Source organism: Aminobacter sp. J44 (assembly GCF_007829415.1).
In the GTDB taxonomy this organism is placed as follows: domain Bacteria; phylum Pseudomonadota; class Alphaproteobacteria; order Rhizobiales; family Rhizobiaceae; genus Aerobium.
In genome coordinates this window covers 81,298-96,838 of record NZ_VLJG01000007.1, presented here as the reverse complement: position 1 = coordinate 96,838, position 15,541 = coordinate 81,298, and the positions used below count along the sequence as shown (strand labels likewise).

Annotated in this window: 14 protein-coding genes; 3 read left to right on the top strand and 11 right to left on the bottom strand. The window is 63.6% G+C overall.

All coding sequences use genetic code 11. From position 1 onward, the window contains the following. Window positions 1-3: 3 nt before the first annotated feature. The 3 genes from L610_RS04175 to L610_RS04165 form a co-directional block, all read right to left on the bottom strand. Window positions 4-1,263, bottom strand: a complete 1,260-nt coding sequence (locus tag L610_RS04175) for an Hsp70 family protein (RefSeq protein ID WP_144702701.1) — start codon at window positions 1,261-1,263, stop codon at window positions 4-6. A gap of 161 nt (window positions 1,264-1,424) precedes the next feature. Next, window positions 1,425-2,321 carry a DMT family transporter gene (locus L610_RS04170; protein ID WP_024849295.1) on the bottom strand — a complete coding sequence of 299 codons (897 nt, stop codon included), beginning with the start codon at window positions 2,319-2,321 and terminating at the stop codon, window positions 1,425-1,427. A 326-nt stretch (window positions 2,322-2,647) separates the two neighbouring features. Then, entirely contained in the window at window positions 2,648-4,555 is a 1,908-nt protein-coding gene (locus tag L610_RS04165; protein ID WP_024849296.1) for a propionyl-CoA synthetase, read from the bottom strand. A 125-nt stretch (window positions 4,556-4,680) separates the two neighbouring features. On the opposite strand from L610_RS04165, the gene L610_RS20130 reads away from it, so the two are divergent. Further along, a complete protein-coding gene (locus tag L610_RS20130) occupies window positions 4,681-4,842 on the top strand; it encodes a hypothetical protein (protein WP_186441313.1) in 162 nt (53 codons plus the stop codon). Window positions 4,843-4,918: 76 nt separating this feature from the next. On the opposite strand, the gene L610_RS04160 is transcribed toward L610_RS20130, so the two are convergent. The 5 genes from L610_RS04160 to tkt all read right to left on the bottom strand — a co-directional run bounded on the left by L610_RS04160 (window position 4,919) and on the right by tkt (window position 11,905). Then, complete coding sequence (locus L610_RS04160) at window positions 4,919-5,827, bottom strand: fructose bisphosphate aldolase (RefSeq protein ID WP_024849297.1); 909 nt, start codon at window positions 5,825-5,827, stop codon at window positions 4,919-4,921. A 647-nt stretch (window positions 5,828-6,474) separates the two neighbouring features. Then, on the bottom strand, window positions 6,475-7,671 hold the full coding sequence (gene pgk, locus L610_RS04155; protein WP_144702698.1) for a phosphoglycerate kinase: 1,197 nt from the start codon (window positions 7,669-7,671) through the stop codon (window positions 6,475-6,477). Between the two features lie 80 nt (window positions 7,672-7,751). Continuing rightward, window positions 7,752-8,657 carry a bestrophin family protein gene (locus L610_RS04150; RefSeq protein ID WP_024849299.1) on the bottom strand — a complete coding sequence of 302 codons (906 nt, stop codon included), beginning with the start codon at window positions 8,655-8,657 and terminating at the stop codon, window positions 7,752-7,754. Between the two features lie 92 nt (window positions 8,658-8,749). Then, complete coding sequence (gap, locus tag L610_RS04145; protein WP_024849300.1) at window positions 8,750-9,760, bottom strand: type I glyceraldehyde-3-phosphate dehydrogenase; 1,011 nt, start codon at window positions 9,758-9,760, stop codon at window positions 8,750-8,752. A gap of 153 nt (window positions 9,761-9,913) precedes the next feature. Beyond that, a complete protein-coding gene (gene tkt / locus L610_RS04140; protein WP_024849301.1) occupies window positions 9,914-11,905 on the bottom strand; it encodes a transketolase in 1,992 nt (663 codons plus the stop codon). A 249-nt stretch (window positions 11,906-12,154) separates the two neighbouring features. On the opposite strand from tkt, the gene L610_RS04135 reads away from it, so the two are divergent. Together L610_RS04135 and L610_RS04130 are read left to right on the top strand one after the other, a co-directional pair. Further along, the gene (locus L610_RS04135) at window positions 12,155-12,427 is read left to right on the top strand and encodes a DUF4164 domain-containing protein (RefSeq protein ID WP_024849302.1); all 273 of its coding nucleotides are present in this window, start codon (window positions 12,155-12,157) and stop codon (window positions 12,425-12,427) included. A gap of 11 nt (window positions 12,428-12,438) precedes the next feature. Continuing rightward, window positions 12,439-12,810 carry a cell division protein ZapA gene (locus tag L610_RS04130; RefSeq protein ID WP_024849303.1) on the top strand — a complete coding sequence of 124 codons (372 nt, stop codon included), beginning with the start codon at window positions 12,439-12,441 and terminating at the stop codon, window positions 12,808-12,810. 3 nt (window positions 12,811-12,813) lie between these two features. On the opposite strand, the gene L610_RS20820 is transcribed toward L610_RS04130, so the two are convergent. The 3 genes from L610_RS20820 to L610_RS04115 are packed head-to-tail and all read right to left on the bottom strand — an operon-like array spanning window position 12,814 to window position 15,477. Next, window positions 12,814-12,951 (bottom strand): type II toxin-antitoxin system CcdA family antitoxin, encoded by a 138-nt coding sequence (locus L610_RS20820; protein WP_084466131.1) that lies wholly within the window; start codon window positions 12,949-12,951, stop codon window positions 12,814-12,816. Window positions 12,952-12,996: 45 nt separating this feature from the next. Continuing rightward, entirely contained in the window at window positions 12,997-14,814 is a 1,818-nt protein-coding gene (locus tag L610_RS04120) for an ABC-F family ATP-binding cassette domain-containing protein (RefSeq protein ID WP_144702695.1), read from the bottom strand. A 3-nt stretch (window positions 14,815-14,817) separates the two neighbouring features. Next, entirely contained in the window at window positions 14,818-15,477 is a 660-nt protein-coding gene (locus L610_RS04115) for a thiamine diphosphokinase (protein ID WP_024849305.1), read from the bottom strand. Window positions 15,478-15,541: the final 64 nt, after the last annotated feature.

Genomic DNA, 15,541 nt, shown 5'->3' with positions numbered 1-15,541 from the left:
GCCTCAGGCGAAGCGGSGGGCGGCGTCGAGCGCGAGCCCCAATCCGACCGCACCGTAGCGATCAGTGTTGACGACGCGCGCGTGCGGAAAACGCTCGGTCGAGGCGCGGCGAACGAGTGGCACCTGCGCGCCGCCACCGGTCATGACGACGGTGTCGATCTGTTCGGCGGTCACGCCTGCCGCCACCAGCGCCTCGTCGATCGCGCCCCTGATCTTGCGCACGAGGTCGTCGCTCGCCGTCTCGAACTCGCCGCGCGTCACCGGCACCTCAAGGTGTAGTCCCGGCTCCTTCAGCCGAACCGCTGTTTCTTCGGCGTCCGAAAGCTCGATCTTCGCCTTTTCGACCTGAGCCGCCAGGCGATGGCCCGAACGGTTCTCAAGCAGGTGCATGTAGCGATCGAGCTTTTCCGGCTCCGCCGCCTCACGCTGGAGCGAGTGAATGTCGCGCACGATCTTCGGCGTGTAGAGCAGGTTGATCTTGTGCCAGGTGGCCATGTCGTTGAAGTACCAGACTGGCAGCTGGCGCTTGCCGTCCTTGGTGCTGCTGCCGAGGCCGAAGTGCGGCATGACGCGTGCAATGTTGAGCTGGCGGTCGAAGTCTGTACCGCCGACATGAACGCCTGAAGTCGAAAGAATGTCGTCGCGCCGGTCTATCGACTGGGCACGCTCAGGCGACAGGCGCAGCACCGAGAAGTCGGACGTGCCGCCGCCGATATCGACGATCAGTGCGAGCACCTCGTCGTTGAGCTCGCGCTCGAAGTTGAGCGCGGCCGCCACCGGCTCGAACTGGAACTCGATGTGCCTGAAGCCTTCCTCGCGTGCGGCAGCCTCGAGCTGGTCCTGCGCCGTGCGGTCGGCAGCCTCGTCGCCGTCGATGAAGAACACGGGCCGGCCGAGCACGACGCTCTCCGGCATGCTGCCGTGATGCGCCTCCAGCTGCTTGCGCAAATTGCGCAGGAACCGGCCGATCAGTCCCTGGAAGGTCATGCGGTCGCGGCCGACCTGCGTGGTTTCCTTCATCAGACTGGTGCCGAGGATCGACTTCAGCGCCCGCATGAACCGGCCTTCGGCGCCGTCCATATATTCATGCACGGCGGAGCGGCCAAAGTGCACGCTGCCATCCTCGAGGCTGAAGAACATCGCCGACGGGATCGTGACATCATTTCCCTCGACCGGGATCAGGTACGGCGCGCCACCGGCTGCGCAAAGGCCAACGGTGGAGTTGGTGGTGCCGAAGTCGACGCCACAATGAAGAACGGACATTTGTGTGCTCGCATGGCTTCGCCGCCGGCGCGAAAACGCGCGAAGGCGAAGGGGGTGTGATTTGGAAAGGGACGCCCCTCTACCGCATCCCGCCCGGCTTGAAAACCGCAAAGCGGCTTCCCGCGTCAATCCGACCGGATGATGGGGGCACGGCTATGACGTCAGTCCTTTGTGGTCAGCCAGACGCCCGCGAGCGTCACGACCAAACCGATCATCATCGGCAGGGTCAGTGGCTCGGAAAACAGTGCCCAGGCCCAGATCATGGTGACCGGCGGACTGAGGTAGATCGCTGCGCTGACCTTTGCCACCGGGTACATGCGTAGCATCCAGTAGTAGATCGAGTAGCAGGCGAAGGTGGCAATCAGCACCAGCCAGATGATGCCGATCGCAAACTCACGCGTGAGCGGCGGCGCCAGACCATCCTGCGCCAGGGCGCAGATGCCGAACAGCACGGCGCCGGTCAGCGAATGGATGCAGAGGCTCTGGTGCACCGGCATGTCGAGGGCCTTGCTGCCACGGCGCAATACTGATGCAAACGCAAAAACCAGCATCGCCCCGATCGTGAGCCCATAGGCCCACAAAGGCGCGGTGCCGATGCTGAGGCTGTCGAACGTAACAATCAGCACCCCGGCGACCGCGACCGACGTGCCGAGCCACTGTCTCGGCGAAAGCCGCTCGCCAAGCAGCGGCTGAGACATGGCGGCGATTGCCAGCGGCACGAGGTCGGAGATCAGCGCGACCAGTCCGGTCGGGACCCGTTGCTCGATCGCAAGCGCGAAGCCGCCGAGGTAGATGAACACCGCGAGGATGCCAAAGGCAGCCTGCGATAGAACTGCGCGGAGCGACATCTTCGGGCCGCGCAGCAGCGCGAAGGGAAGAAGGAGCAGACCCGACAACAGCGTGCGCCAGAACAGCATCATGGCAACGCCGGCATCTTGATTGGCATAACGAGTGCCGACGAAACCCGAGCTCCAGGTGATGACGAGCAGCGCCACCATCAGCGGCCAGAGCAGCTTCGGATGGAGCAGATGAAAATCTCGGGGGGAAGGTTCGATCATGAATGCGGGCTCATTGCCCGCAATGCATAGCGGGTCCGCAGCCAGCGCGCATGCGAAATCGTGGGCCAGACTTGTTGCGCAGCACTTATTCAGCAGCGTCCGGCAGCCCGTCACGCCCCTCCGCCATGCTTCGCGGGCCCCCGTTATTTGGGGAAGTGCGGCGAAGGCTGCGGAGGGCGTGATGGGCAGTGCCCCAAGATGTTATGGCAATGAAGAGGCGTTACACAGGTGGTAGAGGAGGCGAGTCAGTAAATAGTGACTTACGCTCTGCATCCTGAGGCGCGGGAGCCTTTAATACCCCCTCCTCTCCTACTCACCTATTCCCTCTAAACGCCGATTCCCTTCTCCTTCAGCGCATCGCCGATTTCGCCTAGGATTGCCGGATCGTCGATGGTCGCCGGCATGTTCCACTGCTCCTTGTCGGCGATCTTCTGCATCGTGCTGCGCAGGATTTTGCCGGAGCGAGTCTTCGGCAGGCGCTTGACTGTCACCACCGACTTGAACGCAGCCACGGGGCCGATCTTCTCGCGCACCAGCGCGATCACTTCCTTTTCGATCTGCGCTGGATCGCGGCTGACACCCGCATTCAGCACGACGAAGCCGCAAGGGATCTGTCCCTTCATCTCGTCATGGATACCGATCACCGCGCATTCGGCGACGTCTGGGTGCTGCGCGACTACCTCCTCCATGCCGCCCGTCGACAGCCGATGGCCGGCGACATTGATGATGTCGTCGGTGCGCGCCATGATGAAGAGATAGCCGTCCTCATCGATGTAGCCCGCGTCGGCCGTCTTGTAGTAACCGGGGAACTCGTCGAGGTAGGAATTGCGGAAGCGCTCCTCGGCGTTCCAGAGCGTCGGCAGGCAGCCTGGCGGAAGCGGCAGCTTGATGACGACATTGCCGAGCCCGCCCGGGGCGACAGGCTGACCGCCATCGTCAACGACCTGCACGTCGAACCCCGGCATAGGAACAGCCGGCGAGCCGTACTTGATCGGCAGCATGCCAAGACCAACCGGGTTATGGCTGATCGGGTGACCGGTTTCGGTCTGCCACCAGTGGTCGATGACCGGAACGCGCAGCCGCGTCTCGGCCCACTTCACCGTCTCGGGATCGGCGCGTTCGCCAGCGAGGAACAGCGTGCGGAGCGTCGAAAGATCGTACTTGCCGATGAACTCGCCCTGCGGGTCCTGGCCCTTGATGGCGCGAAAGGCGGTCGGCGCAGTGAACAGCGCGACGACATTATGCTCGGAGATCACGCGCCAGAAGGTGCCGGCATCGGGCGTGCCGACCGGTTTGCCCTCGAACAGCACCGTCGTGCAGCCGGCAAAGAGCGGCGCATAGACGATGTAGGAATGACCGACGACCCAGCCGACGTCCGATGCGGCCCAAAATACTTCGCCCGGCTTGATGCCGTACTCGTTCTCCATGGTCCAGGTCAGCGCGACGAGATGGCCGCCATTGTCGCGCACGACGCCTTTGGGCTGGCCGGTCGTCCCGGAGGTGTAGAGGATGTAGAGCGGGTCGGTCGCTGCGACCGGAACGCATTCAACCTTCGCACCCTCGGCCTTGGCCTTCGCGACGGCTTCGGCCATGTCGACGTCGCGCCCCTCGATCAGGTCGCAGCCCTGCTGCTCGCGCTGGAAGATGACGCAGCTCTCGACCTTGTGCGTCGACATCTCGATCGCTTCGTCGAGCAGCGGCTTGTAGGCGATGACGCGGCCTGGCTCGATGCCGCAGGAGGCGGAGACGATCAGCTTGGGCTGGCAGTCATTGATGCGGGTGGCAAGCTCGCGCGCTGCAAAGCCGCCGAAGACGACCGAGTGCACGGCGCCGAGGCGCGCGCAGGCGAGCATAGCGAACATCGCCTGAGGGATCATCGGCATGTAGATGATGACGCGGTCGCCCTTCTCGACGCCCTGCTGACGAAGCACCGCGGCGAGCGCCTCGACCTCTTCCTTGAACTCGCCGTAGGTGTAGGTGCGCTTCGCGCCCGTGATCGGGCCGTCGTAGATGATTGCCGGCTGGTCGGCGCGGCCACGTTCGACATGCCGATCGATCGCGTTGTAGCAGGTGTTACATACAGCATCCGGGAACCAGCGACCGAACACACCGCTATTGGCGTCGAATATCCTGGTCGGCGCCTTGATCCAGTCTACCGCTTTTGCAGCCTCAGCCCAGAAAGCGTCCGGGTTAGACTTCCAGCTTGCATAGACCTCGGCATAACGTGACGTCAATTTAACTTCCTCCATTTCTCGCCGGCCTGCTTTATTGAGCCGATCTCCTCCCGAGTCCACTCAACTATGTGACACAATCGTCATGCTTTGACAGAGATCAACTATGCTGATCAAAGAAGACCAGCATGACAAAGATTCTCTCGATCATCATCATCGGCCTCATGATCATCCAGATCATCAAGCCACTCGGCCTTCCGGGCCTCAAACGCCGCGCCGATTTCTGGAAGCTCGCCATCATTGCGCTCGGCCTCATCGTCATCACCGCAGGCCTCAGCCACGGCAAATAAAAAACCCGGTCCGCGAGCGGACCGGGTGCATGGAGCCGATGGCTGCGGACGCCTCAGCATCCGCAAAATCCCGTCCTTATCGGGCGCGGGACGCCTCGAAGATGCTGTCGATCGCCGAAGCGAGGACCGCATTGAATTCCTCGTCGCTCTGCTGTGCCGACAGGCCCTCGGTCAGCGCACGCGAGAAGGAGGCGATCACGCCGTCGTTTTCCATCAGCTTGGCGTTCGCCTCGTCGCGGGTGTAGCCGCCCGACAGCGCCACGACGCGCATGACGCGCGGGTGGTCAACCAGCGGCTTGTAGAGGTTGGCCTTGGTCGGCAGCGTCAGCTTCAGCATGACCTGCTGGCCTTCCGGCAGCGCGTCGAGCTGCTTCAGGATCTCGGCGAGCAAAAGGTCCTCGGCCTCAGCCTTGTCGGCGATCGAGATCGTCACTTCCGGCTCGATGATCGGCATCAGGCCCTTGGCGAGGATCTGCTTGCCGACCTCGAACTGCTGCGCGACGATTGCCTCGATGCCAGCCTGGTTGGCGGCGTCGATGACCGAACGCATCTTGGTGCCGAAAATGCCCTTCTCGACCGCGCGATCGAGCAGCGCGTCGAGCTGCGGCATGTCCTTCATTAGCTTGACGCCATCCTTGGCATCGGCAAGGCCCTTGTCGACCTTGAGGAAGGGCACGACGCCGCGGTTCTTCCAGAGGTACTCGGCCGTCGGCGTACCGTCGATGTCGCGATCCATCGTCTGCTCGAACAGGATCGCGCCCATCACCTTGTCACCGGTGAAGGCGGGCGACTTGATGATACGCGCACGCATCTGGTGGATGAGATCGAACATCTCGGCCTCGCTCGACCAGGCGCCCTCGTCGATGCCGTAGAGCTTCAGCGCCTTCGGGGTCGAGCCGCCCGACTGGTCAAGTGCCGCAATGAACCCATCCTTGTTTGCCGCCTGAGCGGCCATTGCCGCCATGTCCTGGGAACGTTCGCTCATTCACCTGCCTCCTGAACTTGACTATGCAGGCCGCTTACCAGATGCGGCGAACGAACGGAATGCGAGCGCCCCGGTCGAATCGGTTTAAAGCAATTTCAAATGTTTAAGTGACGGTGACGCAAGGGCAGTTGCCCCACCCGCAGGAGGGAACCATGCGTCATTCGGGGCGCTCTTGCAGCCGCCAGAGACACCATTGCGATGAGACATGTTTCGGTTGTCGGAGGACCTTCGCGGCCATGCCGGCGACCTCGGTGGGTTCGGAGGCGCCACGCTCGCGATGGACCAGTAGCAAGCGACAACGAGATGCCAGTGGGCAACTTTCTCGAACGTACCTGATACACTTCGATCCATGACGCCCCCTCCACCATGCTTCGCATGGTCCCCCTCCCCCATAAATGGGGGAGGATCCTGAGGGTGAGGACGTCATGACAAGATGCGCCACTTCCTGCGCCGCGGGACAGTTGATCCGCCAAAATTCCAACCTGCACACCCCGGATCCTCCCCCGCGGCGCGGGGGAGGTGGCGCAAAGCGCCGGAGGGGGCTCGAAGGCACTACGGTCTTAGTGGACGACCAAACCCAACCAGACGCCAAACAAAAACGGCGCGGGGGTCCCGCGCCGTCGGTGACAAAAACTAGCCAGCGAAGACTACTTCATCAGCGCCACAACGCCCGGCAGCTCCTTGCCTTCCATCCATTCGAGGAAGGCGCCACCGGCGGTCGAGACATAGGAGAAGTCGTCGGCAACGCCGGCGTGGTTGAGAGCGGCGACCGTGTCGCCGCCACCTGCGACCGACACCAGCTTGCCGGCCTTCGTCTGCTCGCCGGCGAATTGCGCGGCGGCAACTGTTGCCTTGTCGAAGGGGGTGAGCTCGAACGCGCCGAGCGGGCCGTTCCAGACCAGCGTCTGCGCGCGGTCGATCCACTGCTTAACGGTCTCGACGGTCTTGGGACCGACGTCGAGGATCATCGCATCGGCAGGTACAGCCTCGACGCCGACGGTCTCGTTCTCGGCATTGGCCTTGAAGTCGCGCGCGACGACGGCGTCTGTCGGCAGGATGATGGCGCAGCCGGCCGAAGCCGCCTCGATCATGATCTGCTTGGCGGTGTCGGCAAGGTCATGCTCGCACAGCGACTTGCCGACATCGGTACCGCGGGCTGCGAGGAAAGTGTTGGCCATGCCGCCGCCGATCACCAGCGCGTCAACCTTCTTCACAAGGTTCATGAGGAGGTCGATCTTGGTGGAGACCTTGGCGCCACCGACGATGGCGACAACCGGCTTCGCCGGCTTGCCGAGGCCCTTCTCCAGCGCTTCGAGCTCAGCCTGCATGGTGCGGCCGGCATAGGCCGGGAGCAGGTGGGCGAGCCCTTCCGTCGAAGCATGCGCGCGGTGGGCGGCCGAAAAGGCATCATTCACATAGATGTCGCCATCGGCAGCAAGCGTCTTGGTAAACTCGGCGTCGTTCTTCTCCTCGCCCTTGTGGAAGCGGGTGTTTTCAAGGAGGAGCACGCCACCCGCCGGGAGAGCCTCAATCGCGGCAGCCGCCTTTTCGCCGATGCAATCCTCGGCAAAGGCGACCGGCTTGCCGAGCACCTTCGACGTCGCGTCCACGATCTGCTTCAGCGAGAATTCCGGGTTCGCCTCGCCCTTGGGGCGGCCGAAATGCGCGAGCAGCACGACCTTCGCGCCCTTGTCCGAAAGCTCGCTGATCGTCGGCGCGACGCGCTCGATGCGCGTTGTATCGGTCACTTCGCCATCCTTTACCGGCACGTTGAGGTCGACGCGCACCAGGACGCGCTTGCCGCTGATCTCGCCAATGTCGTCGAGTGTCTTGAAGCCGCTCATTTCCTGCCCTTTCCAGAAGTTGCCAGACCGTTGCGCCAGTCATCGTGTGAATTCCAAGCGCGTCAGGCCCCGGGTTGCAATCATGTATAGAGGTAACGGTCGCCTTCGAGCGGCGGCGGGGCCTTCTCGCCGAGTGCCTCGAAGACGGAAATCTCGCAGACCCGGCACAGGCCGTCGAGCGGAAGGTCGTTGGCTTCGGTGCCGAACGGATCCTCCAGTTCTTCCGACAGCGCGTCGAGTCCGAAATAGGTGTAGGTGATCAGCGCCGTGAACAGCGGCGTTGCCCAGCCCGTCGCCGATACCAGGGCGAACGGCAGTAGCAGGCAGACGATATAGGCGGTGCGGCGCAGAAGCAGCGAATAGGCGAACGGCAACGGTGTTCCTGAAATGCGCTCGCATCCCGCCTCCACGGCTGCCAGCGACGACAGGCGCTCATCGAGGATGCGGTAGCCGATGGGGTCGATCGCGCCTTCCTGCAACAACGCGCCGGCCTGCTCGCCCATGCGCCGCAGCACGGCGTCGGTCCTGTTGCGGTAATCGACAAGCTCCTCCGCGCGATCGCCGGCGAGTTCGCGCGCCTTGTCCATCGCGTCCGTCCGGCGCAGATGCGCGCGTAGGAAGTGGCAGAACAGCAGCGCGTCGATCAGGAAGGACCGGCGTCGTGCTTTGTCCGCGACCAGCGAGTTCGACACGCGCGCCAGATTGCGGATGTCATAGACGAGCTGGCCCCACAGCTTGCGCGCTTCCCACCAGCGGTCGTAGGCGGCGTTGTTGCGAAAGCCGAGATAAATCGACAGCGAGATTCCGACGAGACCAAACGGGGTGATGTTGAACTTCTCGAAGCTCAGCCCCGACATCTGCACGGCAATGACCACAGCCACCGCATAGATCGTCATGCCGATGATCTGCGGCAGCGTGCGCGGCACGATCGAGCCGCGCATCACGAAGAACAGGCTGAGAAAGCCGGGCCTTGGCCGAATGATCATCTTGCTGGATCCCTTACGGCCGTGGCGGCCGTACTGCCCTAGCAAAACGCCCGGACGAAGCCGGGCGTTTCGTTCGGGTTATGCCTTGCGCATCAGGCCATGGTCTTCGCAAGCGCGATGGCCGTGTCGGCCATGCGGTTGGAGAAACCCCACTCATTGTCGTACCAGGACATGACGCGGACGAGGTCGCCCTCAATGACCTTGGTCTGGTCGAGCGCGAAGGTCGACGAGGCCGGGTTGTGGTTGAGATCGATCGAGACCAGCGGGTCCTTGGTGTAGGCGAGGATACCCTTGAGGTAGCCATCGGCGGCAGCAATGAGCGCGTTGTTGACCTCCTCGACCGTGACCTTGCGGCTCGGCACGAACTTGAAGTCGATGACCGAGACGTTGGGGGTCGGGACGCGGATCGACACGCCGTCCAGCTTGCCCTTCAGCTCCGGCAGCACCAGGCCGACGGCCTTGGCGGCACCGGTCGAGGTCGGGATCATCGACAGTGCCGCAGCGCGGGCGCGGTAGAGGTCCTTGTGCATCGTGTCGAGGGTCGGCTGGTCGCCCGTGTAGGCGTGGACCGTCGTCATGAAGCCCTTCTCGATGCCGAAGGCCTCGTGCAGGACCTTGGCGATCGGCGCAAGGCAGTTCGTCGTGCACGACGCATTCGAAATGACGATGTGGTCCTTCGTCAGCTTGTCGTGGTTGACGCCGTAGACGACCGTCAGGTCAGCGCCGTCGGCCGGAGCCGAGACGATGACGCGCTTGGCGCCGGCGGCAAGGTGCGCCGAAGCCTTTTCCTTCGAGGTGAAGATGCCGGTGCACTCCATCACGATGTCGATGCCGAGGTCGCCCCACGGCAGCTTGGACGGATCGCGCTCGGCAAACACCTTGAACGATTCATCGCCGACGCGGATCGTGTCGCCCTCGACGGTTACTTCCGTCGGAAAGCGGCCATGGACGCTGTCGTAGCGAAGCAGATGGGCGTTGGTTTCGACCGGGCCGAGATCGTTGATGGCAACGATGTCGATGTCCTTGCGGCCGCTCTCATAAATGGCGCGGGCGATGTTCCGGCCGATACGGCCAAATCCGTTGATAGCGACTTTCACGGTCATAGAGCGGTCTCCCGAGGGCTAAAACTAGCTATCCGGCGGAAACTCCGCAGCTTTCGCCGGGTCAGGCCTCCCATAGCGGGGCGCTGGATAAGAATCCAGCGGCCCTTTGGGATAAAACCGATTAGTACAGGATGAAGGTCACAGGAACGCGGCTCACGCCTTGTTCAGGCGACCTTCAACGGCCTCAACAACCGCCTCGGCTGTGATGCCGAAGTGCTTGTAGAGGGCATCAATCGGGGCGCTGGCGCCGAAACCGGTCATGCCGACGAACAGACCGTCGGAACCGATGATGGCATCCCAGCCGAGACGCAGGCCGGCCTCAATGGCGATCTTGACCGGCGCATTGCCGATCGTTGCCTGGCGGTAGGCCTCGTCCTGCGCAAAGAACAGCTCGAACGACGGAACCGAGACGACGCGAGCCGGAACGCCGCGCTTGTCGAGCTCGGCCTTGGCAGCGAGTGCGATCTCGACCTCGGAGCCCGAAGCAAAGATCGTCGCCTTGGCCTCGCCTTCCGCGCCAGCGAGCTCGTAGGCACCGCGGGCGGTCAGGTTTTCCGGGGTGTGCTCCGTGCGCAGCGTCGGCAGGTTCTGACGGGTGAGCGCCAGGGTCGAAGGAGTGCGGGTCGACTTCAGCGCAACTTCCCATGCTTCCGCCGTCTCGACGGCGTCTGCCGGACGCAGCACGATGTGGTTCGGAATCGCGCGCAGAACGGCGAGGTGCTCGACCGGCTGGTGGGTCGGGCCGTCCTCGCCAAGGCCGATCGAGTCATGCGTCATGACGAAGATCGAGCGGATGCCCATCAGCGAGGCAAGGCGCATCGACGGGCGTGCATAGTCCGAGAAGGTCAGGAAGGTGCCGCCATAGGGGATGACACCGCCATGCAGCGCCATGCCGTTCATGGCAGCAGCCATGCCGTGCTCGCGGATGCCCCAATAGACATAGCGGCCGGAGAAGTCGCCTGCCTTGATCGGGCCGGTCTGGCTGGTCTTGGTATTGTTGGAACCGGTCAGGTCAGCCGAGCCGCCGATGGTCTCCGGCACGACGCCGTTGATGACCTCGAGCGCCATCTCCGAAGCCTTGCGGGTCGCGACCTTCGGCTTGTCGGCGGAAAGCTTGCGCTTGTACTCCTCGATCGCTGCATCGAGGCCTTCCGGCAGCTCGCCGCGCATGCGGCGCTCGAATTCGGCGCGGGTTGCTGCATCGGCAGCAGCAAGACGCGCTTCCCAGGCCTCGCGCTTCTCGGCACCGCGTGCGCTGGTGGCGCGCCATGCCTCGAGGATGTCGCTCGGGATCTCGAACGGCGCATATTCCCAGTGCAGCTTGGCACGTGCACCGGCGATCTCTTCTGCGCCGAGCGGCGAACCGTGTGCTTTGTTGGTGCCGGCGCGGGTCGGGGCGCCAAAGCCGATCGTAGTCTTTGCGGCGATCAGGGTCGGGCGGTTCGACTTCTTCGCGGTTTGGACCGCGGTCGCGATCTGCTCCGGATCATGGCCGTCGACGCTCAGCGTATTCCAGCCGGAAGCTGCGAAACGGGCGCGCTGGTCGGTCGAGTCGGTCAGCGAAATCGCGCCGTCGATCGAGATGTTGTTGTCGTCCCAGATGACGATCAGCTTGTTGAGCCGCAGGTGGCCAGCGAGCGAGATCGCCTCCTGGCTGATGCCTTCCATCAGGCAGCCGTCGCCGACGAGGGCGTAGGTGTAGTGATTGACGAGGTCATCACCGAAGCGCGCATTGAGGATGCGCTCCGCGATCGCCATGCCGACCGCGTTGGCGATGCCTTGGCCGAGCGGGCCGGTCGTCGTCTCGATGCCGGACGCGTGGCCCCACTCGGGGTGACCAGCGGTCTTCGAGCCCAGCTGGCGGAAGTTCTTGATCTCGTCGATCGTCATGTCCTCGTACCCGGTCAGGTAGAGGAGCGAGTAGAGCAGCATCGAGCCATGGCCCGCCGACAGCACGAAGCGGTCGCGATCGGCCCAGTTCGGAGCCTTCGGGTCGAACGACAGGAACTTGCTGAACAGCACGGTGGCAATGTCGGCTGCGCCCATCGGAAGGCCGGGGTGGCCTGAGTTGGCCTTCTCGACCGCATCCATGGAAAGGAAGCGGATCGCATTGGCCATGCGGTCATGCTGTTCACGTGTAGTCATGAGTGGCTCGCTTGTCGTTCCTGCGAAAGGGAAAGGGCAAATTTAACCCTGAAAGAGCGATGGGACACATAGCAGGCGTGCCGCGCGAGTCAACGGAGAGCCTCAGTCGAAGGAATGTGGTCGCTACGCTTTCAAGGGGACAGTTAAGGTCACGCGTTGACGGTTCCTCCGCGCGCTGCCTAATGTTTCACTTTAAACACGCTGGGAAAGCGTGCGATTCGGCACCGGATCGGCGCTGGAGCGAAGACCATGACTGGGGAAGCTACCCTCAAGGAAGTAATTGCCCGCCTCGGGAAGGCGATCGACCTGCTGGAAGACGCTGTGGCGGCAAGGCTTGAGCGTGATCAGGACTACGGCGAGGCAGAGGCGGAGGTTCAGCGGATGAACGCTGACCGCGCACGCCTTGCGCAGGAACTTGACGCGTCGGAAGCACGTGCCGAGAGACTTGAGGAAGCGAACAAGGAAGTTTCACGCCGGCTCGTGACGGCGATGGAAACCATCCGGGCCGTGCTCGACAGATAGGAACACGCAAGATGCCACAGGTCACGGTGAGCATTGACGGGAAGGCCTACCGGATGGCCTGCGACGAGGGCCAGGAACAGCACCTGATGGACCTCGCCGCCAGTTTCGACCGTTACGTGTCCCACCTGCGCAACTCGTTCGGCGAGATCGGCGACCAGCGACTGACCGTCATGGCCGGCATTATGGTCATGGACGAGCTTGTCGAGCTGCAGAAGCGCGTGAAGGGCATGGAGACCGAGATCGCGACGCTACGCAAGACGCGTGACGACGCGCTCGCCAAGGCCGACAAGAACGATGCGGCACTCACCGGCGCGCTGGCCAACCTCGCCGAGCGGATGGAAAATCTCGCAGCCCGGCTCAACGCCGACCGCGCGGGAAGCTGACAGTCAGAAGTAGCGGTAGTGGGAAAGAGGAATGCATTCCTCTTTCGTCCACTTGTTCCAGCTTTCTAACGCATCGCGGTTTTCCTCAACCCACCGCTTTGCGTGTTCGTCTCGGTCAGTTGAGCGAGTTTTGCCGGACATGATGCACTCGATCGCGGCGAATCTTACCGGCCTTTAGCACGGCCGTCAGCCCTCGATCTCCTCGCGCAGCATCTCGAGTTCCAGCCATTCCTCTTCCATGGCCGCCAGCTTGGCGCGGTGGGCGTCGATCTCAGCCGCCACCTTGGCAAAGCCGTTCGGGTCGCGGTTGTAGAAATTCGGATCGGCCATTTTCTGCTCAAGCCCGGCGATTTTCGCCTCGAGTTCCGCCATCTGCTTGGGCAGGTTCTCGAGCGCGAACTTCTGCTTGTAGGACAGCTTCTTCGCCGATGCCGGCTTTGCGGATGCGGACGCGGCTGCTTCCTTCTTCGCCGCCGGCTCTTCCTTCTTTTGACGCGGAGCGCGCTCGTCGAGCTTCTCGCCGCCGCGCTGCGCGAGCATGTCGGTGTAGCCGCCGGCATATTCGATCCAGCGGCCATCGCCCGCCGGCGCGATCGTGCTCGTCACGGTCCTGTCAAGGAAGTCGCGGTCGTGGCTGACCAGCAGCACCGTGCCGGGGAAGTTCGCGACGAGCTCCTGCAGAAGGTCCAGCGTCTCCATGTCGAGGTCGTTGGTGGGCTCGTCGAGCACCAGAAGGTTCGCCGGCCGCGACAGAAGCCTGGCCAGCACCAGCCTTGCCCGTTCGCCGCCCGAAAGCTCCCGCACCGGCGTGCGCGCCTGTTCCGGCTTGAACAGAAAATCCTTCATGTAAGAGACGACGTGCTTCTGCTCGCCGTTGACGATCAGGTTCTCCCCGCGTCCGTCGGTGAGGTAATGCGTCAGCGTCTCCTGCGGATCGAGCGAGCGCTTCTGGTCGAGCGTGGCGATTTCTAGGTTGGCGCCAAGGCGCACCGTACCACCGTCGGGCGCAAGCTCGCCGATCAGCATCTTGAGCAGCGTCGTCTTGCCTGCTCCGTTCGGTCCCACGAAGCCGACGCGGTCGCCGCGCTGGATGCGGGTCGAAAAGCCCTGGACGACCACCATGTCACCGAAACGCTTCTCGATGTTCTTCGCCTCGATGACCAGCTTGCCGGACTCGTTCGCATCCGCCGCCGTCATGGTTGCGAGACCCTCCGGCCCTTTGCGCTGGCGGTATTGCACGCGCATCGTCTGCAGCTCGCCGAGACGGCGCATGTTGCGCTTGCGCCGGGCGGTCACGCCATAGCGCAGCCAGTGCTCCTCGCGAACGATCTGGCGACCGAGCTTGAAGTGCTCCTTTTCCTCTTCCTCGAGGATCTTGTCGCGCCACTCCTCGAAATGCGCAAAGCCCTTCTCGAGACGGCGGGTGACGCCACGGTCGAGCCAGATGACGGCGCGAGAGACGCGCTCGAGGAAGCGGCGGTCGTGCGAGATCATGATCAGCGCCGACTTGGTGCGCTGCAACTCGCCTTCCAGCCACTCGATTGTGGTGAGGTCGAGGTGGTTGGTCGGCTCGTCGAGGAGAAGGATGTCCGGCTCCGGCGCCATGACGCGCGCAAGCGCGGCGCGGCGCGCCTCGCCGCCCGACAGCGTCTTCGGGTTCTCGTCGCCGGTGAGGCCGAGATTCTCGATGAGATAGGCTGCACGGTAGACGTCATCCGCCGGCCCCAGCCCCGCCTCGACATAGGCGCGGACCGTATCGAAGCCCTCCATGTCGGGCTCCTGCGGCAGGTAGCGGATCGTCGCCGAGGGCTGGCGGAAGATCTCGCCGTCCTGCGCCTCGACCATCCCCGCCGCGATTTTCAGCAGGGTGGACTTGCCGGAGCCGTTGCGCCCTACCAGCGCGATCTTGTCGCCGGCCGAAGCCGCGAGATCGGCGCCGTCGAGAAGCGGCGTGCCGCCAAAGGTCAGCCTGATGCCGTCAAGGGAAAGAAGCGGTGGTGCCATGGGTCACATCGAGAAGGAGGAAACAGGATGAGCGACCAGCAGGGCCCTGCCGGAAGCAAGACGCGCAGTGAGGGTACCGCGCACTTCATTGGATAGGGTAAGCGACGAACCGAACGGAACGTGATGGTCCGTCAGCGGCCACTTCGCGCCCGATATGGTGAGCCCGTTGAGCTCGGAAAAGGGGAGCACGCTGAACAGCGTGCCGTCGTCGTAGTCGAAGCTGCGGTCCTTGCCCACAAGCAACGGCACGCCTTCCTGCACGCCGCTGGTAAGCAGGCAGCCAACGCCGCTTTCGGCAAGACGCATCGCGGCCGCCAGATGCAGGAAAGCATGGTCGGCCCGCGCGCCGCCGAACGCGCCTACCAGCAGGAGTTCGCGCGCGCCGCGCTTCAGCGCCGCCTGCACCGCGATCTCGCCGTCGGTCTTGTCCTTGTCGCGCGGAAACTCTTCGACTGGCGTTGCCGAATGCTCGGCGCGCATCGCCTCGTCGACGGAGTCGAAGTCTCCGGTCCACAGTTCCGGCGCAACACCCAGCCCCGCCGCATGCCGCATGCCGGAATCTGCTGCGATTACGCGCGCGCCCTCCACCTGCGCAAGCAGGCGCGGAGTCACGACGAGATCGCCGCCAAGGAGGATCGCGAAACGGGTGGTCGGATGCGTCATGGGCTCGCCTCTACCACGCCACGCAGCGGAAGTTAAACCGCTTGCATGTGCACAGGACCCGCTC

Bases quoted from the DNA above. Each gene is read 5' to 3' on its own strand.
- gap (WP_024849300.1), bottom strand. From the start codon at position 9,760: ATGACCGTGAAAGTCGCTATCAACGGATTTGGCCGTATCGGCCGGAAC.
- pgk (WP_144702698.1), bottom strand. From the start codon at position 7,671: ATGAGCGGCTTCAAGACACTCGACGACATTGGCGAGATCAGCGGCAAG.
- L610_RS04130 (WP_024849303.1), top strand. From the start codon at position 12,439: ATGCCACAGGTCACGGTGAGCATTGACGGGAAGGCCTACCGGATGGCC.
- L610_RS20130 (WP_186441313.1), top strand. From the start codon at position 4,681: ATGACAAAGATTCTCTCGATCATCATCATCGGCCTCATGATCATCCAG.
- L610_RS04135 (WP_024849302.1), top strand. From the start codon at position 12,155: ATGACTGGGGAAGCTACCCTCAAGGAAGTAATTGCCCGCCTCGGGAAG.
- L610_RS04120 (WP_144702695.1), bottom strand. From the start codon at position 14,814: ATGGCACCACCGCTTCTTTCCCTTGACGGCATCAGGCTGACCTTTGGC.
- L610_RS04150 (WP_024849299.1), bottom strand. From the start codon at position 8,657: ATGATCATTCGGCCAAGGCCCGGCTTTCTCAGCCTGTTCTTCGTGATG.
- L610_RS04115 (WP_024849305.1), bottom strand. From the start codon at position 15,477: ATGACGCATCCGACCACCCGTTTCGCGATCCTCCTTGGCGGCGATCTC.
- L610_RS04170 (WP_024849295.1), bottom strand. From the start codon at position 2,321: ATGATCGAACCTTCCCCCCGAGATTTTCATCTGCTCCATCCGAAGCTG.
- L610_RS20820 (WP_084466131.1), bottom strand. From the start codon at position 12,951: ATGTCCGGCAAAACTCGCTCAACTGACCGAGACGAACACGCAAAGCGG.
- L610_RS04160 (WP_024849297.1), bottom strand. From the start codon at position 5,827: ATGAGCGAACGTTCCCAGGACATGGCGGCAATGGCCGCTCAGGCGGCA.
- tkt (WP_024849301.1), bottom strand. From the start codon at position 11,905: ATGACTACACGTGAACAGCATGACCGCATGGCCAATGCGATCCGCTTC.